Genomic DNA, 24,746 nt, shown 5'->3' with positions numbered 1-24,746 from the left:
CTCGTCGAATACCATCGCACGGTGACGCAGAGCATGAGCGACTACCTGGCCGAGACCCTCGACGCAGTTCGCGACGACGAGCGAGGGACCGTCCACCAGGTGCCCCAGGCGCTCGCCGAGGCCGACCCGGACCTGCTCGCCGCGTGCCTGTGCACCACCGAGGGCTCGCTCTTCGCCGCCGGCAACGTCGATCACGAGCTGACGGTCCAGTCGGTCGCCAAGGCCTTCGTCTACGCCCTCGCGATCGAGGAGCACGGCGTCGAGGAGGTGCTGGCCAGGGTTGACGTCGAGCCCTCCGGCGAGGCCTTCGACGTGCTCTCGGTCGAGCCGGAGACCAAGCGCCCGCGCAACCCGATGATCAACGCCGGGGCGATGGTCGTGCACGGGCTCATCGGCGGGGTCGCGGTGGACTGGCAGGAGCGCGAGCGGATCATCCTCGACGGCCTGTCTCGCCTGGCCGGGCGGGAGCTCTCGATCGACACCGAGGCGGCCGACGACGAGCTCGCCCAGGCGCACCGCAACCTCGCCCTGGCCCACCTGCTGCGCGCCGAAGGGGTTATGGAGGACTCCCCGGAGGACGTCGTGACTGGCTACACCCGGCAGTGCTCGGTGCTGGTCACGCCACGCGACCTGGCCGTCATGGCGGCGACGCTGGCCACCGGCGGTCGGCAGCCGATCACCGGTGAGCAGGTGCTCTGCCTGGCCACGACCCGGCACGTGCTCAGCGTGATGACGACGTGCGGCATGTACGACTCGGCCGGGGACTGGATGTCCCAGGTCGGCATCCCCGCCAAGAGCGGGGTGTCGGGGCTGATCATGGGCGCGATCCCGGGGCGCTTCGGTCTCGCGACGCTCTCGCCGCGGCTGGACGGGCACGGCACGAGCCGACGCGGTGAGGCGATCTTCACCCGGGCGAGCCGCGAGCTCGACCTGCACCTGCTCACCGACCCCACCGGGCACGACGAGCAGTGGCGGACGCTCGTAGGAGACTAGACTGGCGCGCTCCTCGCGCTAGCTGGCTCGCGGCCGGCACCCCCGGGCCGAGGCCCCCTGCCGACGCACTCGACGCAGACCGATATGTGCGCCGACCCGGACTTCCAGGCGTCGGTGCGCTCCGGGGTACCGGCGGCTCGGCTTGGCTCACCACGGGAAGCCGCCGAGGCGCTGTGGTGGCTCGCCTCCCCGCAGGCGTCGTACGTCGTCGGCAACGTGCTCACCCTCGACGGGGGCTGGTCGCTCGGCTGAGCGGGTCGTCGGCTGAGCGGGTCGACGGCGCCGGTCCGTTGTCACACCTCAGTTCTATGATCGAACACATGTTCGACGATGTGACGATGTTCGTAGATCAGGCACGGGTGGGCTTCGCCGCGTGCGGGGTGACCGCGGAGGCCCTCGGTGGGCAGGCCGAGACCGAGTCGCTCGGCGAGATGCTGGCCGGGGTGGAGCGGGCGCGTCGGGCAGCCGATGCCGCGCAGCTGGCGGTCATCGCGGAGCTGGCTCGGCGGGGCGTCGATCCGGTACTCCCGGGGGAGACACGGCTGGCGAAGGGAGAGATTGCCCCCTTCTGCGCGGACGAGGTGGCGTTGCTGCTTGGGTGCTCGCTGACCGTGGCGGAGCGGCGGTGCCGGCTCGCGGCGCGGCTGGCGACGGACCTGTCCGACCTGGCCGTGCCGCTGAGCGCGGGGCTGGTCGGCGAGCGGAGCGTGCAGCTCGTCGCCTCCGAGACCGAGGAGGCGTCGGCTGAGGCGGTTGAGGCGGTGGTGGCTCACGTGCTCGGCCGCAAGCGCGGCAGCGAGGAGATCCGCCTGGTCGCGCTGGAGCCCCGAGAGCTGGCGCGCTCGTGCCGTCGGGTGCTCACCGTGGTGGACGAGGCCGCGCTGGAGCGACGGGCACGGCGCAACCGGTCCGAGGCGACCGACGTCCACCTCGATCCCGGGCCAGTCGGGACGAGCATGCTCACCGCGGTGCTCCCGACCGAGGCCGCGGTCGTGGTCTACGCCGCGGTCGAGGAGCTGGCTCGCACGGCGGTGCGGGACCGGCCGGGACTGAGGTTGGGGTCGGCGCGAGCGCAGGCGCTGACCGACCTCGCTCTGCGAGGGGTGAGCGTGCACACCCGGCTCGACCTCACCGTCCCCGTCCTCACGGGCCCCGCCCCCGCCGGTGGGGGCGAGCCGGGAGCCGGGGGGCGGTCACTCCTTGCCCCCGCTGGTGGGGGCGAGCCGAGGGCTGACGGGCGGTCATTCCTTGCCCCCGCTGGTGGGGGCGAGCCGGGAGCCGACGGGCGGTCACTTGCCCCCGCCGATTGGGGCGAGCCGGAAGCCGGCGGGCGGTCACTCCTTGCCCCCGCTGACGGGGGCGAAGGACGCGCCGGAGGCGAGGGGCGGGCAGTGGCACGGTTCGGCCCGGTCGAGGTGCCGGGCGTCGGGTGGATACCCGCCGAGACGGTCACCGCGATCCGCGCCGGTGAGGACCACGACCTGGCCCGGGTCCTGCTCGACCCCGACACCGGACACCTCGTCGCGGCCGACAGCACTGCCCAGCCCGGGTACGTCCCTCGGCCCGGGCTGCGTCGGCTGGTCACGACCCGTGACGGGACGTGTCGAATGTTCGGCTGCACCCGCCCTGCGGTCTCCTGCGACCTGGACCACGCGACCGCGTGGCCGCAGGGCCCGACGAGCGCGACCAACCTCGCCCCGCTCTGCCGGCGCCACCACCAGCTCAAGCAGCACCCGCGGTGGGGCTACCGCCTCGACCCGGACGGCACCGCGACCTGGACATCGCCCACCGGGACCGCTGCCATCACCTGGCCCCAGGCCTGGGCCCCCGAGACCGTCGAGCCCGAGACTGTCTACCCCACGGCCGCCGCCTCCGACGGCAGCACCGAAGTCAACGACCGCAGCGCAGACGCCGACCACACCAAGGGCGACCCCACTACGGACGACCCCACTACGGACGACCCCACCGCGGGTGCCGACCACACCGCGGGTGCCGACCACGCCACCGCCGCTCTGCCCCCTTCTCCCCCACCGGTGGGGGCAGGCGTCGGGTCCACCCTTGAGGATGACGCTCCGCCCTTCTGATCGTCTCCGGTGATCGCGCAGAGGGACCGACCGCCTCGTCACCGGGGGAGCGCAAGCGGTCGCCGCCGGCGCGGCCGCTGAGTACTCTCGAGGCGCATGAGCAACACCGAGGCCGATCCCGACGAGTACGACTCGGGCACCGACGTACCGTGCGAGGGGTTCGAGCTCCTCTCCCCCCGCGAGGTGCCGCTCGGCGGGCCCCGCGCGATGACCGTCCGGCGCACCCTCCCGCAGCGCAGCCGCAGCCTCATCGGCGCGTGGTGCTTCGTGGACCACTACGGGCCTGACGACGTCGGCCGCACCGGGGGCATGGAGGTGCCCCGCCACCCGCACACCGGGCTGCAGACGGTCAGCTGGCTCTTCACGGGCGAGATCGAGCACCGCGACTCGGCCGGCACCCACGCGATGGTCCGGCCGGGCGAGCTGAACCTCATGACGGCCGGGCACGGAATCAGCCATTCCGAGTACTCGACCGCGGGCACCACGAGCCTGCACGGGGTGCAGCTGTGGACCGCCCTGCCGGACAGCCGTCGCGACGACCCGCCGCGGTTCGACCACCACCGCCCCGACGCGGTGACCGGCGACGGGTGGGAAGCGCGGGTCTTCCTCGGCTCCTTCGCCGGCAGCACCTCTCCGGTCCCGACGGCCACGCCGTTGCTCGGGGTTGAGCTGCAGCTAGAGCCTGGCGCGACCGCGACCTTCGCCGTCGACCCTGACTTCGAGCACGGGCTGCTCGTCGACGCCGGTCCGCTCACCATCGCCGGCGATCAGCCGGTGGCGCCCGCCCACCTGGCCTACCTCCCGCCAGGTTACGACACCCTCACCCTGACGACCGCCGAATCGCCGGCCCGCGCCCTGCTGCTGGGTGGCCCTCCCTTCGAGGAGGACATCGTCATGTGGTGGAACTTCATCGGCCGCACGCACGACGAGATCGTGGAGTACCGCCGTCAGTGGCAGGCCGAGATCGGCGCCGATGAGGGCGAAGGGGGATCAGCCGACTCCGCGCGCGAGCCCGGGGACTCCCCGCGGCTCAGGTTCGGGCGCTTCCCTCCCGACCAGCCTGCACCGCTGCCCGCGCCAGCGCTGCCGAACGCCCGGCTGCGGCCGCGCAAGCGAGCGGCGCGGTGACCAGTGTTGCGGGGCGGTGACGGCACACTTCCCCGCCGAGCGCCTCAGCGCTGAGCGACCTCCGCAAGACTGTCGATGCTGGCGCGCAGATTTGACTCGGTCGTGGCACGGGCACGCTCGAACCGGCTCTCGTCGGTCAGCTCGCGCCAGTCGTAGATGTGGGTGACCCGGCACGTCTTCTCGGTCAGCGGCTCGACCTCCCAGCGCCACTCGTGGCCGGCCGGGGCTCCCCCTTCGCTCCCCGGACGCCAGGCGATCCGGCGACCCTCCTCGAAGTCGACGACCCGGTTGTCGCGCACCTTGTCCTTCGTCGTCCGCATCGCGAAGACCTCACCGACCTCACGCACCCGGGCGCCGCGGACGAGCTCGGAGACGTTGTCGTTGCCGTCCCAGCGCGGATGCTGGCTCGGGTCGGCGATGAGCTCGAAGACTTGCTCGGCGGGGGCGTCGATCTCGCGCGTGGACCGGACGACCTTGCTCTCGGTGCTCATGGGCCCAGTCAAGCAGGAGACGGGTCGGTACGGTGGCGCCGTGAGCGGACGACAGCGCTGGCCGGCCCGGGTCTACGGAGAGGGTGAGGAGCCGGACTACCGGTTCAGCCTGGCGAACGAGCGGACCTTCCTCGCCTGGCTGCGCACGGGTCTCGCCCTGATCGCGGCGGGGATCGCGGTCGATGTCGTCGACCTCTCGCTCAGCGTCGAGATGACCGCTGCGCTGGCGACCCTGCTGCTGCTCCTCGGTGCCGGGAGCGCGGTGCTGGCGTTCCTGCGGTGGGCGGGGTCCGAGCGGGCGATGCGGCTCGGAGCGCCGCTGCCCGCGTTCGGCGTGACGGCGACCCTCTTCGCTGGAGCGCTGACCGTGCTCGCGCTGCTGGCCATCGTGATCATCGGCGTGCAGTGATGGCGCGGTGACTACCGAGGGAAGGCTCACGCCGCCGGGCGCGCAGCCGGAGCGCACGGCCCTGGCCTGGCAGCGCACGGGGCTCGCCAGCGCGGCCGGCGCCGCGATCGTCGCCCGGCACACCCTGGGGCCGCTGGGTTGGTGGGCCGCGGTGCTCATGGCGGCCACGATGGTCCTCGCCTTCATGGCAGCCGCCCTGGGCCGTCGCCGGTACCTGGCGGGGCTGCCGGGCAGTCCCGACAACGATGCGAGGCCGCCAGGCGGCCGACGGCGGGGGCGGCGGGGGCCCCGACGCGACGGTGCCGCCCCGCTCGCGCTGAGCGCATCGATCGTCCTGCTCGCGCTCACCGAGCTGGCCGCGATCACCTGGAGGTAAGGGACCGGTTCGAAGAGGGAGCGACCGCTCGAGCGGTCGTTCTCTCTTCGAACCAGCAGGTCACACGTTATTTCGAAACTTCACCGGCGTTCCGGCACATACGGCTACCTGCGGCGTGGCACTCAGGTGAGCGTCAACGATCTCGCGGCCTTGATCTGCTCCACAAGGATCTCCGCGTGCCCAGCGTGCTGGGCCAACTCCCGGATGCAATGAGTCAGCACCCAGCGCAGCGACAGCTCACCCATCGCGGGATGCACGCACGTGGCGTCCAGGCCCAGCCGATCGATGACTTGGTCAGCCGCGGCAACGGTGGCCTCGTGGCGTGCGGCCAAGGATTCCAGCGAGTCTGCACCCTCCAGGGTGAAGCTTTCGTCCACGGTTTCCGGAATGCCGGCCTCGGAGCGCGTGGCACCCCCGAAGCGGCAGACGAACCAGGCCGTGTCAACGAAGATAGCGTGCTTCAGCAGACCCATCGGAGTCGTCAGGGAGGGGACCAGAGAGCGGCGGGCTTCTTCATCGGAGAGATCGAGCACGATCTCGCGAAGGAGGCGTCGGTGCTCAGAGAGAAAGCCCAACAGCACCTCCCTCTCGCCGCCGATTCCGACCTCCAGCGCGCCTCCGACGAGACTCACGACGCCGCGGCGAGAGGCTGGATGGCCGCGATCTGGTCGGCCGCGCGACCCTCGGCCAGTTCGATCTCATACCGGGACTGGAGATTGAGCCAGAACAGCGCGTCAACGCCGAAGTACCTCCCCAGGCGCAGGGCCGTGTCGGCGGTGACGGCCCGCTTGCCATGCACGATCTCGTTGATCCGACGAGGCGGTACGCCGACAGACACCGCGAGCTTGTGCTGGGTGATGCCAAACCAGTCCAGGAAGTCCTCCTGCAGGATCTCCCCAGGGTGGATCGGGGGGTAGAGCTTCTCAGTCATGGTGCACCTCAGCGATAGTCCTCGATGATCACGTTCTCGAGTCCCGCATCGGTCCAGACGAAGCAGATGCGCCACTGGTCGTGGATTCTGATGCTGTGCTGGCCCGCCCGGTCGCCCTTGAGCGATTCCAAGCGGTTGCCGGGCGGCACCCTGAGTGCGTTGAGCGTCGTCGCTGCGTCCAGCTTGTGCAGCATCCGGTTGGCCGCCCGGTGGATCCGCGGGTCCACCTTGGGTGCCGACTCACGCAACCAGACCCGTTCGGTGTCACGGTCACCGAACGATCTGATCACCCTTCGAGGGTGGCAGACATAACGTACTGCGTCAATAACGCTAGACGTTAAACCTGAACTCCACCACGTCACCATCAGCCATGACGTAGTCCTTGCCTTCCATCCGGACCTTGCCGGCAGCCTTCGCGTCAGCCATCGACCCGGCGGCGACGAGGTCGTCGAAGGAGACCACCTCGGCCTTGATGAAGCCGCGCTCGAAGTCGGTGTGGATCACCCCGGCGGCCTTCGGCGCGGTGTCACCCTTGTGGATCGTCCAGGCGCGCGCCTCCTTCGGTCCAGCGGTGAGGTAGGTCTGCAGCCCGAGGGTGTTGAAGCCCTTGCGCGCCAGCTGGTCCAGGCCGGGCTCGGTGATGCCCACTCCTTCGAGCAGCTCGCGGGCGTCCTCGTCGTCGAGCTCGGCGACCTCGGACTCGAGCTTGGCGTTGAGCACGATCGCCTCGGCCGGCTCGACCAGGGCCTGCAGCTCGGCGTGCAGCGCGTCGTCGTCCAGCTGGTCCTCGTCGACGTTGAAGACGTAGAGGAAGGGCTTGGTCGTGAGCAACCCGAGCTGGCGGGCGATCTCCATGTCGACGCCGGCCGACTCCCCCTTCGCGAAGAGGGTGTCTCCCCCTTCGAGCACCGTCTGCGCCGCCTTGGCGGTCTCGAGGACGGCGGGGTCGGTCTTCTTGCCCTTGACCTCCTTGTCCAGCCGCGGCAAGGCGCTCTCGAGGGTCTGCAGGTCGGCGAGGACAAGCTCGGTGTTGATCGTCTCCATGTCCGAGCGTGGGTCGACCCGCCCGTCGACGTGGGTGACGTCGTCGTCGACGAAGGCGCGCACGACCTGGCAGATCGCGTCGGCCTCCCGGATGTTGGCGAGGAACTTGTTGCCCAGACCCTCGCCTTCGCTCGCGCCGCGCACGATGCCCGCGATGTCGACGAAGGACACCGTCGCAGGCAGGATCCGCTCGCTGCGGAAGATCTCGGCAAGCGTGCCGAGCCGCTCGTCCGGCAGGGGGACGACGCCGACGTTGGGCTCGATGGTCGCGAAGGGGTAGTTCGCGGCCAGGACGTTGTTCTTGGTCAGCGCGTTGAACATCGTCGACTTGCCGACGTTGGGGAGACCGACGATTCCGATGGTGAGTGCCACGGGACCAGGAGTCTAGTAGCGGGCGAAGGGGGGACCCGCCACCCGGGTCGTGGTCAGCTCACAAGACGGTTCTTGGCCTCGACGACCTCGTAGGGCACCTCTGGCTCGTCCTGCAGGTCGGCGACGGTGTCGATGTCCTGCCACTCGCCGCCGTCGACCCGGTACGAACCGGTCAAAGTCGCATCGATGTGCACCCGCACCTTCCCGACGTCCGAGTAGGTGTGGCGGATGTCCCCGTCCGGGTAGATGCCCCCGGCGCTCTTCGTCCACCCCGAGTTCTCGCCGTCACCGAAGTCGTACCAATAGCTCCGCTCCGCGGCCCGGAACTCGATGCTCCAGGACAGCAGCTGCATCGCCTCGCTGGTCTCCCCCGGCGCCAGGCAGTCGCCGTCGTCAGGCCAGGTCGCCTCGTAGAAGGTCGGCAGGTTGACCAGGGTGCGCCCACCGACAGGCTGCATCGACGGCTTTGGCAGGCAGAACGGCAGGCTGACGAACGCCTCCTGGATCTGCTGCATGCTCGGCACCGGCGGGACCTGGACCACCTCGATGCCCGCCGGCGCGCTCGGTGGCGCGGGCGAGTCGCCCGTGCAGCTCGTCGTGCTGCTTACCCACTCCTGAGATCCCTCGGGGCGCCACTGCGTCACGACCGGCCTCTCGCCGTTGCCCTGGGTCGTGCACTCGAATCGGACCGCCCCGCACAACGGGTGCGCGGCCGAGGTCGTGCATGGGATCGCTGAACTCTCCCAGCGAACTGCGGGCTTGGGGTCTGACTGGGCCCCTCCGCCCTCCTGGCTCGCTGCTGCAGCCGAGCCTCCTGGCTCACTACCTGCGCGACCCGCAGGCCCTCCGCCACCGCCCCGGTCGTCATGTCCTTGACCCGCAGCAGCTTCCGCCTGGTTGCCTTTGATCTTGCCATCCGGTGCCGCCGCGGCAGTCGTCCCCGCGTAGAAAGGAAGGAGCAATAGCAGCGCCCAGGCCCCAACCCGCCCAACGTTCCTGACGATGCTCATTCCGTGATCAACCAATCAACGACAACCCAGTCGTCGCGCTCTCGTCGGATCGTGACGATCGAGTGAAACTCGTCACCCTCGACGGTCTGTTCGTCGCCGGAGGGGTTGACCACCGCGTAATCCTCGTACGCGACTGCGACCTTGGACAGAAACTCCCCCTGGTCCTTGACCGTCTCAACGCCCCGTACGTCAAAGGGATTGGAACGTGCGCGGTACTGGCCCTCGTACTGAGCGTCTGAGCGATCCGCAGAGTCCCGACAGACCTCGCAGGTGTGGGCCGAGTAGCGCCGGTATAGACGGCCGGACCCGGTCACCTCAGCCTCCCCCATCTGCTGCCAGTACCAGACCGCGAAGGCCTGCGCCCCTTCCTTCGTATCTGGCTCCGCCTCCGCGGGCGGCTCGTCCGGCAGCGCCGGGGAGCTCGATCCAGACGCCGACCCTGATGAGCCCTCAGGGCCTGATGTGCCAGAAGAGGACGCCGAAGGATCCGGCTTGACCACCGTCGGCTTCACGGTGCTCGTGCTCGAGGTCTCCTCACCGTCCGCCTCGCCGCCGCAGCCAGCAAGGACGACCGCCCCTACCAGGGCAACCGCACACATCACTCGCCTCGCCATCAGCATGTCCCTCCATCAGCCTGCGCCCGCCCGGCACCCGCCAGGCGCCACCAACGGTAGCCAGATCTGAGCGGGCCGCATCTCGAGATCTCCACAGGCCCGCTGGACCGGGCCTACTCCCCCTTCGCCACCCAGGTCCGCAGCGGCCCGCGCACCCCGACGAAGAGCGCGACGCCGACCGCGACGAAGACCCACGGCACCCACCAGCGAGGCGACCCGATGGCGAAGGGAGCGGCGACCAGACCAACAAGGACCGGTATCGCCAGCAGGAGCAACACCGCGTCCTTGACCACCTCACGGCCCCAGAAGTCCCACAGCGCGAAGCCTGAGGAGGCGCTTCGCCTCGCCTGACGCCGCTCGATGAGCCGGTCGACCCGCTCCGCCGGATCCGGCTCGGTCATGTCGGCTCCGCCGAGTTCTCCAGGTAGAGGGTGGTCTGCGCCGCGACGGCCTGAGCGAGCATGGCGGCGGTGTAGGGCGCGACGCGCTCGCTCGCCTGCGCCGGGTCGACCCAGTGGACGGCCTTGATCTCGCGCCGCTGCAGCACCGCCTCCTCGAGGATCGATGCCTCGACGCTACCGAGGTCGAAGAGGACGAGCAGCGCGTCGTCCCACCCCCGGTAGGGCGGCAGCCAGTTCACCGCGAGCATGCCACCGACCCCGAGACTCAGGCCGAGCTCCTCGCGGACCTCGCGGGCCACGCAGTGCGCCGGGGACTCCCCCGGGTCGACGACGCCACCGGGCAGGTCCCAGTCCTTCTTGTAGACCAGCTGGCAGAGCAGCACCTCGCCGTGCTCGTTGCGCAGCAGCCCCTGAGCGATGAGGCGCTTCTTCGGCAGCCGCGAGTTCAGCACCCGGATGAAGGCCAGCCGCCCCTGCTCCGAGCCGAGATCGGGACCCTTCTCCCCCTGGGCACCCTGGACCTCGTCCTTGACCTCGTGCTCCGTCTCGTCCCGCGCCATGCGGCCACGGTATCCAGCGTTGTCGGTGCTCGCTGGTTGGGTGGACCCATGGACATCACGACCTTGCTCGTCGGGCTGGTGATCGGTGCAGCGCTCGGGGCCGCCCTGGCGTGGGGCTACGCCCGTGGGAGCGTCCTCTCGGCTCGTACCGAGGCGGTGCTTGGCGCTGCCTCGGCCCGTGAGGAGCTCGCGGCGGCGACCTCCGAGCGCGACGTGCTGCGCGCCCGGGTGGTCGACCTCGAGGCGACCGTCGCCGACGACGCGCAGACGGCCGCGGCCTTGCGTCCGGTGCAGGACGCGCTGGCCCGGGTGAGCACGCAGGTGCAGACGCTGGAGCGAGACCGGGTCGACCAGTTCGCCGGGGTGCGTGATGCGCTGGTCCGGCTCGAGGAGAGCACCGCGACGGTGGGCCGGGAGACCCAGTCGCTCGCGGGGTCGCTGCGGGTGTCCTCGGTGCGCGGCCAGTGGGGTGAGACCCAGCTGCGCCGGGTGCTCGAGGTCTCCGGCATGCTGCCGCGCTGCGACTTCGAGGAGCAGGCGCGGGGTACCAACACCGCGGGCGAAGGGGTGAACCCGGACGTCGTCGTCCGGTTGCCCGGGGAGAAACAGCTCGTCATCGACGCCAAGGCACCGATGAGCGACTGGCTCGCCGCGCACGGCGAGGACGTCAGTGACGAGCAGCGCGCGGCGGCGCTGAGCCGGCACGCCAAGGCGTTGCGCTCCCACGTCCGGACGCTGGCGGCCAAGGAGTACTGGACCGCCTTCGAGCCCTCGCCGGAGATGGTCGTGTGCTTCGTTCCCACCGACGCGACCCTGGCCGCCGCCCTCTCTGCGGACCCCTCCCTGCACGAGGAGGCGATGAGGGAGCGAGTCGTGCTCACCTCCCCGGCGACGCTGCTCGCCCTGCTGCGGACCATCGCCTACACCTGGCAGCAGGACGCCCTGACCCGCAGCGCCCAGGAGCTGCTCGACGTCGGCCGCGAGCTCTACCAGCGGCTCGGCACCCTCGGCGACCGGACGAGCGCGATGGGCAAGAGCCTCGCCCGCAGCGTGGAGGCCTACAACGCCCTGGTGGGCACGCTGGAGTCACGCGTCTTCGTCTCGGCGCGGCGGATGACCGACATCGGCCTCTCGACCGACGCCATCGCCGAGCTCGAGCCGGTCGAGACCGCGCCGCGGGCGCTCAGCGCACCCGAGCTGGTCGAGGAGCTCGACCTGGCCGCGGGTCCGCACGGGCGCCCCGAGCTCGACCTCGATCAGCGCCCTCAGCCCGACGACAGGTTCAGCGCCCGCGCCAGCGGCACCCCCGGGCGATAGGCAAGGTGGGTGTAGGACGGTGCGTCGATGACGGTGAGGTCGGCACGTGAGCCCACGGTCAGGGTGCCGACGTCCGTGCGGCGCAACGCCTTCGCCCCGCCGACCGTCGCGGCCGCGAGCGCCTGCGCCGGGGAGAGCCCCATCTCGCGCACGGCGAGCGCGATGACGAAGGGCATCGAGCTCGTGGCGCACGTCCCGGGGTTGCAGTCCGTGGCCAGCGCGATCGAGACCCCCGCGTCCAGCAGGGTGCCCGCATCCGGGTACGGCGAGCGGGTGGAGAACTCCACGCCTGGCAGCAGCGTCGCGACCGTCGTCGCCGACGCACCAGCGAGCGCCTCGACGTCGGCGTCGCAGAGATAGGTGCAGTGGTCCACGCTCGCCGCGCCGAGCTCGACGGCGAGCTGGACGCCCGGGCCGTGACCCAGCTGATTGCCGTGCACCCTCAGCTCCAGACCCGCCTCGCGGCCGGCCAGCAGCACCCGACGCGACTCCTCCTCGGTGAAGGCGTGCGGAGAGTGCGGCTCGCAGAAGACGTCGACCCATCGCGCGTACGGCGCGCACGCCGTGAGCATCTCCCCCGTGACGAGATCGAGATAGGCCTCGCGGTCGTCGCGCATCGACGGGGGCACGACGTGCGCCCCGAGGAAGGTCACCTCGTCGGTGACCTCCGCGGCGAGACGCACCGCGCGCACCTCCTGCTCGACATCGAGCCCGTAGCCGGACTTGATCTCGACGGTCGTCGTGCCCTGGGCCCGCATCTCGGCGACCCGGCCGACGACGAGGTCGCGCAGGCGTGCGTCGCTCGCCGCGCGGGTCGCGTCCATCGTCGTCGCGATCCCGCCCCCGTCGTAGGGGGTCCCGGTCATCCGGGCGGCGAACTCCCCGGACCGGTCGCCGTCGAAGACGAGATGGCTGTGGCTGTCGACGAAACCGGGAACCACCGCCCGACCCTCGACGTCGACCCGCGCGTCGGCCGGCGGTGCGGCGGCTGCCGGGCCGACCCAGGCGACGGTCGGGACCCCTTCGCGCTCCTCGAGCACCAGCGCGGCGTCGTCGTGGCGCACCCCCAGGCCCGCCTCGCCGCTGCCGTCACCCGTGACCAGCTCCCCGATGCCGGTGACGAGCGTGCTGGCGCTCACGAGGCCCTCCTCGCCGCGACCGCCCGAGTCATCAGCCGGTGGACCAGCCGGGCAGCGACCCGCGCCGTGCGCGAGTCGAGATCCAGGCGCGGGTTGAGCTCGGTGACGTCGAGATGGACCAGCGTGCCGGAGTCGGCGACCGCGTCGCAGACCGCCTGGATCACCGAGACCGGGACCCCGAGCGCGGCCGGGGCGCTCACCCCGGGCGCGACCGCGGCGGGCAGCACGTCGAGGTCGATGCTCAGGTACACCTCGTCGACCCCGGCGAGGAACTCCTCGACGAAGGCCCGCGCGGGCGCGACCTCCTGGCAGTCGTCGTCGAGCAACCAGCGCGCGCCGACCCGCTCCGCGGTCTCGAAGAGCGCGGTCGTGTTGCTCGCCCGGCTGATCCCGAGCACGGCGTAGTGCATCTGGGCACCGGCCCGCGCCCGGTCGCGCGCGATCTGGGCGAAGGGGGTGCCCGAGGTCGCCTCGTCGGCCTGGCGCAGGTCGAAGTGGGCGTCGAGGTTGAGGATGCCCAGCCGCGGTCGATGGCCATCGGCCGCCAGCCCGCAGTAGCTGCCGTAGGCGGTCTCGTGCCCGCCGCCGAGGACGACGGTCAGGGGTGCACCGTCACGGGCGGCGGCGATCGCCTCGCCGAGTCGAGCCTGACCCCCTTCGAGGTCGCCGCCAGTGACGGCTACGTCCCCGTGGTCACGGACCGCCAGCTCCTCGTGCACCGCGAGCGAGGCCACCGCCGAGCGCAGGGCGGCCGGCCCCTCGGCGGCCCCGACCCGACCCTTGTTGCGCTGCACCCCCTCGTCGCTGGCGAAGCCAAGCAGCGCGACATCGACCGGCTCGTCGCCGGGGCCTGCGCCGTCGGGGCGGACGACGTGGTGGACCCGGCGGTGCTCCGGCCCCGGCCCGTCATCCCGACCGGTCCAGGCGAAGGGGGAGCTCACGCCTCCCCCTTCGCGTCCCGGATGGTCGGGTCCATCGGCACCCGCACGCCGCGCTCCTCGGCGACCTCGACCGCCCGGGAGTACCCGGCGTCGACGTGACGCAGCACCCCCATGGCGGGGTCGTTGGTCAGCAGCCGCTGAAGCTTCTGCCGGGCGAGGTCGGTGCCGTCGGCGACCCCGACCTGCCCGGCGTGGATCGAGCGGCCGATGCCGACCCCGCCGCCGTGGTGGATCGAGACCCAGGTCGCGCCCGAGCTGGTCGCGGTGAGCGCGTTGAGCAGCGGCCAGTCAGCGACCGCGTCGGTCCCGTCGAGCATGCCCTCGGTCTCCCGGTACGGGGAGGCGACCGAGCCGGAGTCGAGGTGGTCGCGACCGATGACGATCGGCGCCTTGACCTTGCCGTCCCGGACGAGGTCGTTGAAGAGCATCCCCGCCCGGTGCCGCTCGCCGTAGCCGAGCCAGCAGATCCGCGCCGGCAGCCCCTCGAACTCGACGAGCTCGCCGGCAGCGTCGAGCCAGCGGTGCAGGTGCTCGTCCTCGGGGAAGAGCTCCTTGAGCGCGGCGTCGGTGACGGCGATGTCCTCCGGATCGCCGGAGAGCGCCACCCAGCGGAAGGGGCCCAGCCCCTCGCAGAAGAGCGGACGGATGTACGCGGGGACGAAGCCGGGGAACTCGAAGGCCCGGGCGTACCCGGCCTTGCGGGCCTCGTCGCGGATGCTGTTGCCGTAGTCGAAGACCTCAGCCCCCTCGTCCGCCAACTCGACCATCGCCTGGACCTGGGCGGCCATCGACTCGCGCGCCTTCTTCGTGAAGCCGGCGGGGTCCCCCTTCGCCTCCTGCTCCCACTCCCCGAGCTGGTACTCGGCGGGCAGATAGCTGAGGGGGTCGTGGGCGCTGGTCTGGTCGGTCACGACGTCGACGGTGATCTCGCCGGCCCGGTGGCGGCGCAGGATCTCGGGGAAGACGGTCGCGGCGTTGCCGACGAGCCCGACCGAGAGCGGGCGACGCTCATCCTTGGCCACCTGCAGCTGGCGCAGGGCGTCGTCGAGGTCGGTGCTCACCTCGTCGAGGTACCGCTTGGCGCGTCGCCGCTCCAGACGCGTCTGGTCGACGTCGACGACGAGCACGGCGCCGCCGTTGAGGGTGACCGCGAGCGGCTGGGCCCCGCCCATGCCGCCGCAGCCGCCGGTGATCGTCAGGGTGCCGTGCAGGGTCGGCTCGTCGAGGCGACCCTGACCGTGCAGCTTGCGCGCGACCGCGGCGAAGGTCTCGTAGGTGCCCTGGAGGATGCCCTGGGTGGCGATGTAGATCCACGACCCGGCCGTCATCTGGCCGTACATCATCAGCTCCTCCGCCTCGAGCTCACGGAAGTGCTCCCAGGTCGCCCAGTCCCCGACGAGGTTGGAGTTGGCGATGAGCACGCGCGGCGCCCACTCGTGGGTGCGCAGCACGCCGACCGGCTTGCCGGACTGCACGAGCAGCGTCTCGTCGTCCTCGAGGTCGGTCAGGACGCGCACGATCGCGTCGAAGGCGGCCCAGGACCGCGCCGCACGACCGGTGCCGCCGTAGACGACGAGGTCGTCGGGCCGCTCGGCGACCTCGGGGTCGAGGTTGTTCTGCAGCATCCGCAGCGGCGCCTCGGTCTGCCAGCTCTTCGCGGTGATCTCGGTGCCGCGCGGCGCGCGCACCTCCCGTGCTCCGTCCATGCTCACTCCTTCGGTCTCGGTCGGATCGTGCTCAGCTGCGTGGGGTGATCGTGCGCCACTCACCGCAGCCCACCGACGACCTGCTCGACGGCGGCACGCACGCTCCCGTCGAGCACCGCCTGGTAGGCCGGCTCGATGTCGTGCGCGAGGATCCGGTCCTCTCCGGGCTCGACCCGGGTGACCGCAGCCAGGGCATCGATGGCCGCACCGGTCGCGGGGGCGGGACGAAGGGGGGCGCGCAGCGCGATCCCCCGCGCCGCGGTGAGCAGCTCGATGGTCAGCACCCGGGCGAGGATGTCCACGGACCGGCGCAGGGCGCGGGCCGACGCCCACCCCATCGAGACGTGGTCCTCCTGCATCGCGCTGCTGGGGATCGAGTCGACGCTGGCGGGGCTGGCGAGGCGCTTCAGCTCGCTGACCATCCCGGCGGCGGTGTACTGGGCGATCATCAGCCCGGAGTCGGTACCGGGGTCATCGGCGAGGAAGGGCGGGAGCCCGTGGTTGCGCGCCGGGTCGAGGAAGCGGTCGGTGCGCCGCTCGCTCATGCTCGCGACGTCGGCGGCGACGATCGCGAGGAAGTCCAGGACGTACGCCACCGGGGCGCCGTGGAAGTTGCCGTTGGACTCCACCCGCCCGTCGAGGGTGACGACCGGGTTGTCCACCGCGGCCTGCAGCTCGCGGCCGGCGACGAGCGCGGCGTGCTCGAGCGTGTCCCGGGCACCGCCGTGCACCTGCGGTGCGCAGCGAAGGGAGTACGCGTCCTGCACCCGGGTGCAGGCGGTGGGGTCGCGGTGGCTGTCGCGGATCGGGCTGTCGGCGAGCACGGCGCGCAGGTTGGCCGCGGACGCGGCCTGGCCCGGGTGCGGGCGCAGCTCCTGCAGGTCAGCCGCGAAGACGTCGTCGGTGCCGAGCAGGCCCTCGACGCTCATCCCGCAGGCGACATCGGCTACCGCGAGCAGGCCGCGCAGGTCGTGGATCGCCAGGCAGAGCATGCCGAGCATGCCGTCGGTGCCGTTGACCAGTGCCAGGCCCTCCTTCTCGTGCAGCTCGACCGGAGTCAGGCCGGCGCCCTCCAGCGCCTCTCGGCTCTCGACCGGATCACCGCCGCGCACCCGCACCCGACCTTCGCCGATGAGCGCGAGCGCGCAGTGAGCGAGCGGGGCAAGGTCACCGGAGCAGCCGAGCGAGCCGAACTCGTGGACCACCGGGGAGATGCCCTCGTTGAGCAGGGCCAGGTAGAGGCGCAGGGTCTCCTCGCGGATGCCGGTGCGTCCGGAGGCGAGGGTCTTGACTCGCAGCAGCATCAGCGCGCGGACCACCTCGTCCTCGACCTCCGGGCCGGTGCCGGCGGCATGGCTACGGACCAGCGAGCGCTGCAGCCGGGCGCGCTTCTCGTGCGGGATGTGGGTCGTGGCCAGGGCGCCGAAGCCGGTGGACACCCCGTAGTGGGCGACGGTGTCCTCGGCGAGCGAGTCGATCACCTCTCGGGCCTGACGAACCCGCTCCCACGCCAAGTCGGCGATCTCGACACGCGCTCCGTGCCGAGCCACGGCCACGACGTCCTCGACGGTCAGCGGCTGCTCGCCGAGGGTGATCGTCGCCTCTGGCGCGCCCATCGGGGCTCGCCCCGCCGCGTCACCACGGTCGGTTGTCGCGCCGGTGCTCTGCGTCCTCGCCTCGCTCATGCAGACCATCTCAGCGCTGACCGGGCCACGTCGCCAGCCCCGGGTCGTCGATCCTGTCTCGGATCCGAGACAGCCGACTAGGATCGCCCAGGTGAGCAACGCACCCGCGGCGAGTCACGCCCTTCGCCTGCTGTCTCACCTCGCCGGGCGGGTCGAGCCGCTCCCCGCCTCGGCCATCGCCCGCGCGCTGGACCTGCCTCGAAGCACGACCTACCACCTGCTCGCGGCGCTGGCCGAGCAGAGCTATGTCATCCACTATGCCGAGGACCGCCGGTGGGGGCTTGGGGTCGCGGCCTTCGAGCTGGCCAGCGGCTACCAGCGTCAGGACCCGCTGCAACGCCTCGCCCGGCCGGTGATCCAGCGACTCGTCGACGAGACCACCCACAACGCCCATCTCGCGGTGCTGCATGGGCGGGACGTCCTCTACGTCATCGAGGAGCGGGCGCCCGGCCGTCCGCTGCTCGTCTCCGACGTCGGTGTGCGCCTGCCCGCCCCGACGACGGCCAGCGGCCTGGCTCTGCTCGCCGCGCTGCCGGGCCGGCAGGTCACCGCCCTCTTCCCCGGCGTCAGCTCCGTCGTGCGCGGCGGCGACTCGCCCGCGACCCCGTCCGCGCTGCGCCGCGAGCTCGTCGCGATCCGGCGCCGCGGCCACGCCGTCGAGGCCGGGACGGTCACCCCGGGGCTCAGCTCGGTCGCCGTCGCGGTGCGCGACCGGGCCGACCAGCCGCTGGCCGCGATCGCCCTGACCTACCCGGACGAGGCGGTGACCGACACCGCGGCGCTGCTCACCCCCCTTCGCCGTGCCGCAGGTGCGCTCACCCGTCAGGTGGGCGGCAGGCAGACCTGATCCGAAGGGAGGTCACGACCCGGCGAGCGCCGCCACGTGATCGCGCAGGACCGCGCGCGCCAACGCCGGCGTCATCCGGTCCGGGTTGAGCGAGAGGTGCAGCGCGAGGCCGTCGGTGAGGACGTGCAGGCGGGCTGTCTCGGCATCCAGGCGGGGCGCGTCGACCCCGGTCTCGGTGAGCACCCAGCGGCAGACCCGGTCGATGCCCTGCCAGCTCGTCTCGTTGAGCGCGGCGAGGCGTGCATCGCCACGCGCGCCGACGACGACCGCGTGCCACACGTCGAACTCCGCGCGGCGCGCATCGTCCAGAGGCAGCAGCTGCTCGAGCGCCTGAAGGCGACCCTCCGGACCCTCGGCCGCTGCGATGGCGGCCCGCGTCCGCCGCTCCGCGGTGCCGATCAGCCTCTCGGCGACGAAGAGCACCAGCCCCGCCTGGCTGTCGAAGTAGTGCCGCAGCGCCCCCGGCGACAGTCCCGCCTCGGCGGCAACCGTGCGGACCGAGGCCGCCGCCACCCCGTCCCGGCGGGCGACGGTGGCGAAGGCGGTAGCGATGTCGGCGCGGCGCTGGTCGTGGTCGACGATCTTCGGCATGACCGCATGGTGACACAGTTGTGCTAGATTGTTTTAGCACAGTCGTGTTGTTAACGGTGAAGGGGTGCGCCATGCTCTACGCGATCATCGTCGGCTCGGAGCTCGGCTTCTGGCTGGTCCTGCTCGCCGGGCTCGTCGCCCGCTACCCGTTGCGCCGCCCTCGTCTCGGGGCCGCCCTGCTCGTCGCCGCGCCCCTGGTCGACCTCGTGACCCTCTGCGCCGCGGTCCTCGACCTACGCAGCGGCGCCGACCCCTCCTTCGCCCACACCCTGGCCGCGATCTACATCGGGGTCTCGGTCGGCTTCGGCCACTCGATGATGCGGTGGGCCGACGTCCGCTTCGCCCATCGGTACGCCGGTGGGCCGCCCCCGGCACCGAAGCCCGAGCACGGTCCAGCACGCGCCCGCCACGAGACCGACGGGATGCGACGCCATGCGATCGCCTGGGTCGTCGGCGCGGTCCTGCTCGTCCTCGCCGGCCTGCTCGTCGGCACCTCGGCCGCGCACGACCAGTTCTACGGTGCGGCGCGCCTGTGGACGATCATCCTCGTGATCGACCTCGGGTACGGCGCGAGCGTCATCGCCCGCGAGCGCCGCGCGGCCCTGGGCTGAGGTCGCCGGGCCGGAGCGCGACCATCGGCCGCGCCGCAGTGCAGCTGGCCGGGAGCGCTCCGGCTCGCGCGGTCAGTGGAGCTGGCCGGCGTCCTCGAGCGAGCTGGCGTCGTGCTTCATCTTGTCGCTCATCCCGGCGGCCTTGAGGTCCTTGCGCAGCTCCATCGGCAGCGCGAAGAGCAGGCTCTCCTCCGCCGCGGTGATCGCGGTGACGTCGTCGAATCCCTGGCTCGCGAGGTAGTCCAGCACCCCGCGGACGAGGATCTCGGGCACGGAGGCGCCGGAGGTCACCCCGACGGTGCGCACGCCGTCGAGCCAGGTCGGGTCGATCTCGTCGGCGTAGTCGACGAGGTGCCCGTCCTTCGTGCCGTGCTCGAGGGCCACCTCGACCAGGCGCACCGAGTTGCTGGAGTTGCGCGAGCCGACGACGATCATGAGGTCGCAGTCGGCGGCCATCTGCTTGACCGCGAGCTGGCGGTTCTGCGTGGCGTAGCAGATGTCGTCGCTCGGCGGGTCCTGCAGCGCGGGGAACTTCTCGCGCAGTCGGCGCACCGTCTCCATCGTCTCGTCGACGCTGAGGGTGGTCTGGCTGAGCCAGACCACCTTGTCGGGGTCGCGGACCTCGACGTTGGCGACGTCGTCCGGGCCGTCGACGAGGGTGATGTGCTCGGGCGCCTCGCCGGAGGTGCCGATGACCTCCTCGTGGCCCTCGTGACCGATGAGCAGGATGTCGTAGTCGTCCTTGGCGAAGCGGACCGCCTCCCGGTGGACCTTGGTCACCAGCGGGCAGGTCGCGTCGATGGTCTTCAGCGACAGCTGCTTGGCCTCCTCGTGCACGACCGGCGCCACGCCGTGCGCGGAGAAGACCACGGTGGCCCCCTCGGGGACCTCCTGGGTCTCGTCGACGAAGATCGCCCCGCGCTTCTCCAGGGTGGTCACGACGTGCTTGTTGTGCACGATCTCCTTGCGGACGTAGACCGGCGGGCCGTAGAGCTCGAGCGCCTTCTCCACGGCGACGACCGCCCGGTCCACCCCGGCGCAGTAGCCGCGCGGGGCGGCGAGCAGGACACGCTTGCTCTCAGACATGCCCACCAGCGTAGGCCAGAGCACTGGACACTCCCTGACCCCCGAGCCCCCCGCCACCAAACTGCTGCATGCAGCACTTCGGTGTCCGTGCAGCACCTGCACCTGCTGCACGGACACCGAGGTGTGCCTCGGTCGAGCATCCGCCGACCTGGGCGCTGTCGCCGCCTGTGCCTAGGCTCTGTGACCATGAGCACCCTGCCCGATAAGGCGGCCGACACCACCGCCGAGCAGCCCTGGCCGGTCCGGGTGCTCTCGCTGAAGATCCAGGACTACGTCGAGCGGATGTCGGTGACCTGGGTCGAGGGGCAGGTGGTCCAGCTCAACCGCCGGCCCGGGGCGAAGACCGCCTTCCTCACCCTGCGCGACCCGGACGTCGACATGTCGCTGTCCTGCGCCATCCGGGTCACGGCGCTGGACGCGATGCCCGCGCCGATCGCCCAGGGCGCCCGGGTCGTCGTGCAGGCCAAGCCGCAGTACTGGACCCAGCGCGGCTCGCTGAGCATGGACGTGCGCCAGATCCGCCCGGTCGGCATCGGCGAGCTGCTCGCCCGGATCGAGTACCTGAAGCAGAACCTGCGCGCCGAGGGACTCTTCGACGCCGAGCGCAAGCAGCGCCTCCCCTTCCTCCCCCGCCGGGTGGGCCTGATCTGCGGGCGGGCCAGTGCCGCGGAGAAGGACGTGGTGGAGAACGCACGCCGCCGCTGGCCGGGCCTGCACTTCGACATCCGCGCAGTCGCGGTCCAGGGCAGCTCCGCGGTCACCGAGGTCGTCGCGGCGCTGCGCGAGCTCGACGCCGACGAGGGCGTCGACGTCATCGTCATCGCTCGCGGCGGCGGCGCCGTCGAGGAGCTGCTCGCCTTCAGCAACGAGGCGATGATCCGCGCGGTGAGCGAGGCACGGACCCCGGTCGTCAGTGCGATCGGGCACGACGTGGACTCCCCGCTGCTCGACCTCGTCGCCGACGTGCGGGCATCGACCCCGACCCACGCGGCCAGCCTCATCTGCCCCGACCACGCCGCGGAGCGCGAAGGGGTGATCGTCGCCCGGGACCGGGTCCGGGCCCACGGGCGCGCGATGGTCGACAGGGAGCGTCGTGCGCTGGTCACCCTGACCAGCCGCCCGGTGCTCGCCGACCGCACCGCCCTGATCCGCACCCAGCGCGAGGTCCTCGCCGCGCTGCGCGGCCGCTCCCGCACCCGGGTCGAGCACGCGCTCCACCGGGACCGCGATCGGATCGAGCACCTTCGCGCCCAGGCCCGGGTCCTCTCGCCGCAGTCGACCCTGGAGCGGGGCTACGCGATCGTCTCCGACGGCGAAGGGGTGGTCGTCACCTCCTGGGAGGACGTCGAGGGCGACCAGGTTCTCCGGGTCCGGGTCGCCGACGGCGACTTTGCCACCCGCGTCGTCGGCGGGGGCTCGTAGGGTGTCTGCCATGGCTGAGCGCGAGGCACCGCAGGACACCTCCAGCACCCCCGAGGCGCCGACGCCGGTGGGCGAGCTGAGCTACGAGCAGGCGCGCGACGAGCTCATCGCACTGGTCGCGACGCTGGAGTCCGGCAAGACCGGGCTCGAGGAGTCGATGCGGCTGTGGCAGCGCGGCGAGGACCTCGCCGCGCACTGCTCGGGCTGGCTGGACCAGGCCGAGGCCAGCCTCGATGCCGGGACCGATGCCGATGCCTCGGCACAGGCCGGGGAGCACCAGGCGCACTAGGTCGTGACCGCCTACGGCTAGCCGGTAGCAGCCTCGAGGTGGTTGGCGAGCTCGAGCAGCTGGTCGAAGGTCCCCGTCCCGGTGACGATCGTCGTCAGCTCGCCCTCCCCTTCGCCGCGGTTGACCAGGCTGCGCTGCACCTTGCCCTCACGCTCACGCTGAAGCCACTCTCGCCCGTCGCCGGTCGACACGGTGCCGACCCGCTTGCCGTTGTTGGTCTGGGTGTTGACCCATGTGTCGGTGGCGTCGGCGACCTGCTGCAGGGCGACATACTCCCCGTCCGGGGTCTTCCACGTCGCGCTCCACATCATGAGGTCGTCCTTGGAGCGGACGTACCGCTGGGAGTCCGAGGTCCACCCTTCGGGCAGGTCGGTGGCGTACTCGAAGGGGTGACCCGACTGGGTCGCGTGCTGCCGCGCCGCTGCCTCGATGTCGGCCTGGTCACCGGAGACCGAGCTGGTCCGGGCAACCATGAGGAAGATGACGGCCGCCATGCCCGCCACGACGAGCAGGGACCGGACGACGTTCGCGACGGTGCCCTTCGCGTAGTGGCTGGCAGCTGAGCTCATGGGCGCGATTCTCCCACCTTCGCCTGGCCGCCTCGACCAGTGGCTGGGCTCCCCCCTTCGCACCCGGCCCGTGCACCCCCTCAGCATCCGGCCTCGATAGGGTCGAGGCGACGCCCCTCCCTCAGAGTCGAAGGACCGCCGATGAGCCCGCACCGCACGCCCGACCGCAACCTCGCCCTCGAGCTCGTCCGGGTGACCGAGGCGGCCGCGATGGCCGGCGGACGCTGGGTCGGGCGGGGCGACAAGAACCAGGCGGACGGCGCGGCGGTCGAGGCGATGCGCGCGATGATCGCGTCGGTGCAGATGCGCGGAGTCGTCGTCATCGGTGAGGGCGAGAAGGACGACGCACCGATGCTCTACAACGGCGAGGAGGTCGGCAACGGCGAAGGGCCGGAGTGCGACGTCGCCGTCGACCCGATCGACGGCACCACCCTCACCGCGAAGGGGATGACCAACGCCGTCTCGGTCCTCGCCGTCGCCGACCGTGGCTCGATGTACGACCCGAGCGCCGTCTTCTACATGGACAAGCTCGTCGCCGGCCCCGAGGTCGCCGACGTCGTCGACATCCGCCTCCCGGTGAAGGAGAACATCCGCCGCGTCGCCAAGGCCAAGGGCGAGGAGGCAGAGGACGTCACCGTGGTCATGCTCGACCGGCCCCGGCACGAGGAGCTCGCCGAGCAGGTCAGGGCAGCGGGGGCGCGGATCCGCTTCATCTCCGACGGCGACGTCGCCGGCGCGATCATGGCGGCCCGCCCCGAGACCGGCATCGACCTGCTGCTCGGGGTCGGCGGCACGCCCGAGGGCATCATCACCGCGTGCGCGATCAAGTCCCTCGGCGGGGTGATCCAGGGCAAGCTGTGGCCCACGGACGACGAGGAGCGCCAGCGCGCGCTGGACGCCGGCCACGACCTCGACGCCGTGCTCACCACCGACGACCTCGTCGCCACCGACAACTGCTACTTCGTCGCGACCGGAATCACCGACGGCTCGCTGCTCAAGGGCGTGCGTTACCGCTCCGGCGGCGCCACCACCCACTCGCTGGTGATGCGCAGCCGGTCCGGCACGATCCGTACCGTCGAGGGCCAGCACCGCCTGACCAAGCTCGAGCAGTACGACGCGCTGGGTCCGGCGCGTGGCCAGTCGGACTGACCCATGACGCACGCGGCCGATCAGCCCGGGATCGTCGTCATCGGCGAGGCGCTGGTCGACGTCGTCAACCGCCGCGACCTCGGCGGCGACGTCGAGGAGCATGTCGGCGGCAGCCCGGCCAACGTCGCCATGGGCCTCGCCCGGCTCGATCACCGGGTCGAGCTCGTCACCTGCCTCGGCGACGACGAGCGGGGGGCACGGGTCACCGAGCACCTGCGCCAGCACGGGGTCGAGCTCAGCGAGGGCAGCATCCGCGCGAGCTCGACCTCGACGGCTGAGGCGACGATCGCGCAGGACGGGTCGGCCTCCTATGTCTTCGACATCGACTGGCGGCCGGACCTCAGCTCGCTCACCGGCTCGACCGGCGCTCACGTCCACACCGGGTCGCTCGCAACCGTCCTCGGACCCGGCGACGAGGACGTGCTGACCTCCCTTCGCGTCCTCGCCCAGACCGGCACGATCAGCTACGACCCCAACATCCGGCCCGCGGTCGTCGGCGACCCGGGCGAGCTCGTCGCCCGGGTCGAGGAGGTCGTCGCCCTGAGCACGGTGGTCAAGGCCAGCGACGAGGACCTGGACCTGCTCTACCCGGGCGTCCCGCCCGAGGAGGTGCTCCGCCGGTGGCGGGACGACCTCGGCTGCCCGGTGACCGTCGTGACGATGGGGGCGAAGGGGGTGAGCTGGGCCTCCCGGGACGGCGCCTGCGGTCAGGCTCCTACGCAGGCCCGCGAGGTGGTCGACACGGTCGGGGCGGGCGACTCCTTCATGGCCGGCCTGCTCTCCGGCCTGCTCGACGCGGGGGCGCTCGGCGATGTCGCACGGACGGTGACCCCCGGCGACGACCAGCTCCGCTCCGCCGTGGAGCGTGGACTGGCCACGAGCGGGATCACCGTCGGCCACGCCGGCGCCTACGCTCCCACCCGATTCGAACTTCCCTAGGTTCCTGTCAGCCGCCCGGGAAATTCCCTGGGCGCCTGACAG

At 71.7% G+C, this 24,746-nt stretch carries 29 protein-coding genes; 13 read left to right on the top strand and 16 right to left on the bottom strand.

What is annotated here, in order from left to right; translation table 11 throughout:
- Positions 1–21 precede the first annotated feature (21 nt).
- The 4 genes from glsA (at position 22) to FB557_RS04190 (ending at position 4,205) form a co-directional block, all read left to right on the top strand.
- Positions 22–993, top strand: a complete 972-nt coding sequence (gene glsA, locus FB557_RS04205) for a glutaminase A (protein WP_170236171.1) — start codon at positions 22–24, stop codon at positions 991–993.
- A gap of 57 nt (positions 994–1,050) precedes the next feature.
- Positions 1,051–1,245 carry an SDR family oxidoreductase gene (locus tag FB557_RS04200; protein WP_281290042.1) on the top strand — a complete coding sequence of 65 codons (195 nt, stop codon included), beginning with the start codon at positions 1,051–1,053 and terminating at the stop codon, positions 1,243–1,245.
- Positions 1,246–1,313: 68 nt separating this feature from the next.
- Positions 1,314–3,077 carry an HNH endonuclease signature motif containing protein gene (locus FB557_RS04195; protein WP_170236170.1) on the top strand — a complete coding sequence of 588 codons (1,764 nt, stop codon included), beginning with the start codon at positions 1,314–1,316 and terminating at the stop codon, positions 3,075–3,077.
- A 96-nt stretch (positions 3,078–3,173) separates the two neighbouring features.
- Positions 3,174–4,205, top strand: a complete 1,032-nt coding sequence (locus tag FB557_RS04190; protein ID WP_144855795.1) for a pirin family protein — start codon at positions 3,174–3,176, stop codon at positions 4,203–4,205.
- 44 nt (positions 4,206–4,249) lie between these two features.
- Here FB557_RS04190 and FB557_RS04185 read toward each other — a convergent pair whose 3' ends face one another.
- Positions 4,250–4,696 (bottom strand): SRPBCC family protein, encoded by a 447-nt coding sequence (locus tag FB557_RS04185; RefSeq protein ID WP_144855793.1) that lies wholly within the window; start codon positions 4,694–4,696, stop codon positions 4,250–4,252.
- A gap of 40 nt (positions 4,697–4,736) precedes the next feature.
- Here FB557_RS04185 and FB557_RS04180 point away from each other — a divergent pair, with 40 nt between their 5' ends.
- Positions 4,737–5,105: a YidH family protein gene (locus FB557_RS04180; protein ID WP_246074384.1), complete on the top strand. Its 369-nt coding sequence runs from the start codon at positions 4,737–4,739 to the stop codon at positions 5,103–5,105.
- 7 nt (positions 5,106–5,112) lie between these two features.
- Positions 5,113–5,481, top strand: a complete 369-nt coding sequence (locus tag FB557_RS04175; RefSeq protein ID WP_144855788.1) for a DUF202 domain-containing protein — start codon at positions 5,113–5,115, stop codon at positions 5,479–5,481.
- Positions 5,482–5,603: 122 nt separating this feature from the next.
- Here the strand turns inward: FB557_RS04175 and FB557_RS04170 are convergent, their stop codons facing one another.
- The 8 genes from FB557_RS04170 to FB557_RS04135 form a co-directional block, all read right to left on the bottom strand.
- Positions 5,604–6,113 carry a DinB family protein gene (locus tag FB557_RS04170; RefSeq protein WP_211356474.1) on the bottom strand — a complete coding sequence of 170 codons (510 nt, stop codon included), beginning with the start codon at positions 6,111–6,113 and terminating at the stop codon, positions 5,604–5,606.
- Entirely contained in the window at positions 6,110–6,412 is a 303-nt protein-coding gene (locus FB557_RS04165) for a HigA family addiction module antitoxin (protein ID WP_144855786.1), read from the bottom strand. Before FB557_RS04165 ends, FB557_RS04170 begins: the two co-directional genes overlap by 4 nt.
- An 8-nt stretch (positions 6,413–6,420) precedes the next feature.
- Positions 6,421–6,702, bottom strand: coding sequence for a type II toxin-antitoxin system RelE/ParE family toxin (locus FB557_RS04160; RefSeq protein ID WP_144855785.1), 282 nt, complete (start codon positions 6,700–6,702; stop codon positions 6,421–6,423).
- A gap of 40 nt (positions 6,703–6,742) precedes the next feature.
- The gene (gene ychF / locus FB557_RS04155; RefSeq protein ID WP_144855783.1) at positions 6,743–7,828 is read right to left on the bottom strand and encodes a redox-regulated ATPase YchF; all 1,086 of its coding nucleotides are present in this window, start codon (positions 7,826–7,828) and stop codon (positions 6,743–6,745) included.
- A 53-nt stretch (positions 7,829–7,881) separates the two neighbouring features.
- Positions 7,882–8,472, bottom strand: coding sequence for a hypothetical protein (locus FB557_RS04150; protein WP_144855781.1), 591 nt, complete (start codon positions 8,470–8,472; stop codon positions 7,882–7,884).
- Positions 8,473–8,834: 362 nt separating this feature from the next.
- Positions 8,835–9,452, bottom strand: a complete 618-nt coding sequence (locus tag FB557_RS04145; protein ID WP_144855779.1) for a DUF6318 family protein — start codon at positions 9,450–9,452, stop codon at positions 8,835–8,837.
- Positions 9,453–9,565: 113 nt separating this feature from the next.
- Positions 9,566–9,853: a hypothetical protein gene (locus tag FB557_RS04140; protein ID WP_144855777.1), complete on the bottom strand. Its 288-nt coding sequence runs from the start codon at positions 9,851–9,853 to the stop codon at positions 9,566–9,568.
- Positions 9,850–10,413 carry an NUDIX domain-containing protein gene (locus FB557_RS04135; RefSeq protein ID WP_144855775.1) on the bottom strand — a complete coding sequence of 188 codons (564 nt, stop codon included), beginning with the start codon at positions 10,411–10,413 and terminating at the stop codon, positions 9,850–9,852. Before FB557_RS04135 ends, FB557_RS04140 begins: the two co-directional genes overlap by 4 nt.
- A 48-nt stretch (positions 10,414–10,461) precedes the next feature.
- Between FB557_RS04135 and FB557_RS04130 the strand changes: the two genes are divergently transcribed.
- A complete protein-coding gene (locus FB557_RS04130; protein WP_144855773.1) occupies positions 10,462–11,730 on the top strand; it encodes a DNA recombination protein RmuC in 1,269 nt (422 codons plus the stop codon).
- Here the strand turns inward: FB557_RS04130 and hutI are convergent.
- Genes hutI through hutH form a run of 4 tightly spaced genes read right to left on the bottom strand, consistent with a single transcriptional unit; the run spans position 11,679 to position 17,132 of the window.
- On the bottom strand, positions 11,679–12,869 hold the full coding sequence (gene hutI / locus FB557_RS04125; RefSeq protein ID WP_144855771.1) for an imidazolonepropionase: 1,191 nt from the start codon (positions 12,867–12,869) through the stop codon (positions 11,679–11,681). The two genes, FB557_RS04130 and hutI, sit on opposite strands and share 52 nt — an antisense overlap.
- Positions 12,866–13,810: a formimidoylglutamase gene (gene hutG / locus FB557_RS04120; RefSeq protein WP_144855768.1), complete on the bottom strand. Its 945-nt coding sequence runs from the start codon at positions 13,808–13,810 to the stop codon at positions 12,866–12,868. The genes hutI and hutG overlap by 4 nt, the downstream gene beginning before the upstream one ends.
- The gene (gene hutU / locus FB557_RS04115; RefSeq protein WP_425462979.1) at positions 13,807–15,516 is read right to left on the bottom strand and encodes a urocanate hydratase; all 1,710 of its coding nucleotides are present in this window, start codon (positions 15,514–15,516) and stop codon (positions 13,807–13,809) included. Before hutU ends, hutG begins: the two co-directional genes overlap by 4 nt.
- Positions 15,517–15,575: 59 nt before the next feature.
- Positions 15,576–17,132, bottom strand: a complete 1,557-nt coding sequence (gene hutH / locus FB557_RS04110; RefSeq protein WP_144856097.1) for a histidine ammonia-lyase — start codon at positions 17,130–17,132, stop codon at positions 15,576–15,578.
- A gap of 160 nt (positions 17,133–17,292) precedes the next feature.
- Between hutH and FB557_RS04105 the strand changes: the two genes are divergently transcribed.
- Complete coding sequence (locus tag FB557_RS04105; RefSeq protein ID WP_211356473.1) at positions 17,293–18,048, top strand: IclR family transcriptional regulator; 756 nt, start codon at positions 17,293–17,295, stop codon at positions 18,046–18,048.
- Between the two features lie 12 nt (positions 18,049–18,060).
- Here FB557_RS04105 and FB557_RS04100 read toward each other — a convergent pair whose 3' ends face one another.
- A complete protein-coding gene (locus FB557_RS04100) occupies positions 18,061–18,639 on the bottom strand; it encodes a TetR/AcrR family transcriptional regulator (protein WP_144855765.1) in 579 nt (192 codons plus the stop codon).
- A 71-nt stretch (positions 18,640–18,710) separates the two neighbouring features.
- Between FB557_RS04100 and FB557_RS14290 the strand changes: the two genes are divergently transcribed.
- Positions 18,711–19,250: a hypothetical protein gene (locus FB557_RS14290; protein WP_211356472.1), complete on the top strand. Its 540-nt coding sequence runs from the start codon at positions 18,711–18,713 to the stop codon at positions 19,248–19,250.
- Positions 19,251–19,322: 72 nt separating this feature from the next.
- Here the strand turns inward: FB557_RS14290 and FB557_RS04090 are convergent, their stop codons facing one another.
- Positions 19,323–20,336 (bottom strand): 4-hydroxy-3-methylbut-2-enyl diphosphate reductase, encoded by a 1,014-nt coding sequence (locus tag FB557_RS04090; protein WP_144855763.1) that lies wholly within the window; start codon positions 20,334–20,336, stop codon positions 19,323–19,325.
- A 186-nt stretch (positions 20,337–20,522) separates the two neighbouring features.
- Between FB557_RS04090 and xseA the strand changes: the two genes are divergently transcribed.
- Both xseA and FB557_RS04080 read left to right on the top strand, forming a co-directional pair.
- Positions 20,523–21,758, top strand: a complete 1,236-nt coding sequence (gene xseA, locus FB557_RS04085) for an exodeoxyribonuclease VII large subunit (protein ID WP_144855761.1) — start codon at positions 20,523–20,525, stop codon at positions 21,756–21,758.
- A 10-nt stretch (positions 21,759–21,768) separates the two neighbouring features.
- Positions 21,769–22,047: an exodeoxyribonuclease VII small subunit gene (locus tag FB557_RS04080; protein ID WP_144855759.1), complete on the top strand. Its 279-nt coding sequence runs from the start codon at positions 21,769–21,771 to the stop codon at positions 22,045–22,047.
- Between the two features lie 17 nt (positions 22,048–22,064).
- Here the strand turns inward: FB557_RS04080 and FB557_RS04075 are convergent, their stop codons facing one another.
- Positions 22,065–22,616 (bottom strand): DUF4245 domain-containing protein, encoded by a 552-nt coding sequence (locus tag FB557_RS04075; protein WP_170236169.1) that lies wholly within the window; start codon positions 22,614–22,616, stop codon positions 22,065–22,067.
- A 141-nt stretch (positions 22,617–22,757) separates the two neighbouring features.
- Here FB557_RS04075 and glpX point away from each other — a divergent pair, with 141 nt between their 5' ends.
- Both glpX and FB557_RS04065 read left to right on the top strand, forming a co-directional pair.
- Positions 22,758–23,765, top strand: a complete 1,008-nt coding sequence (gene glpX, locus FB557_RS04070; RefSeq protein WP_144855755.1) for a class II fructose-bisphosphatase — start codon at positions 22,758–22,760, stop codon at positions 23,763–23,765.
- A 3-nt stretch (positions 23,766–23,768) separates the two neighbouring features.
- Complete coding sequence (locus tag FB557_RS04065) at positions 23,769–24,704, top strand: carbohydrate kinase family protein (RefSeq protein ID WP_144855753.1); 936 nt, start codon at positions 23,769–23,771, stop codon at positions 24,702–24,704.
- The last annotated feature ends 42 nt before the right edge of the window (positions 24,705–24,746 follow it).

It is taken from the genome of Marihabitans asiaticum, assembly GCF_007828725.1.
Taxonomy (GTDB): domain Bacteria; phylum Actinomycetota; class Actinomycetes; order Actinomycetales; family Dermatophilaceae; genus Marihabitans; species Marihabitans asiaticum.
This window is presented reverse-complemented; position numbering and strand designations above follow the sequence as displayed.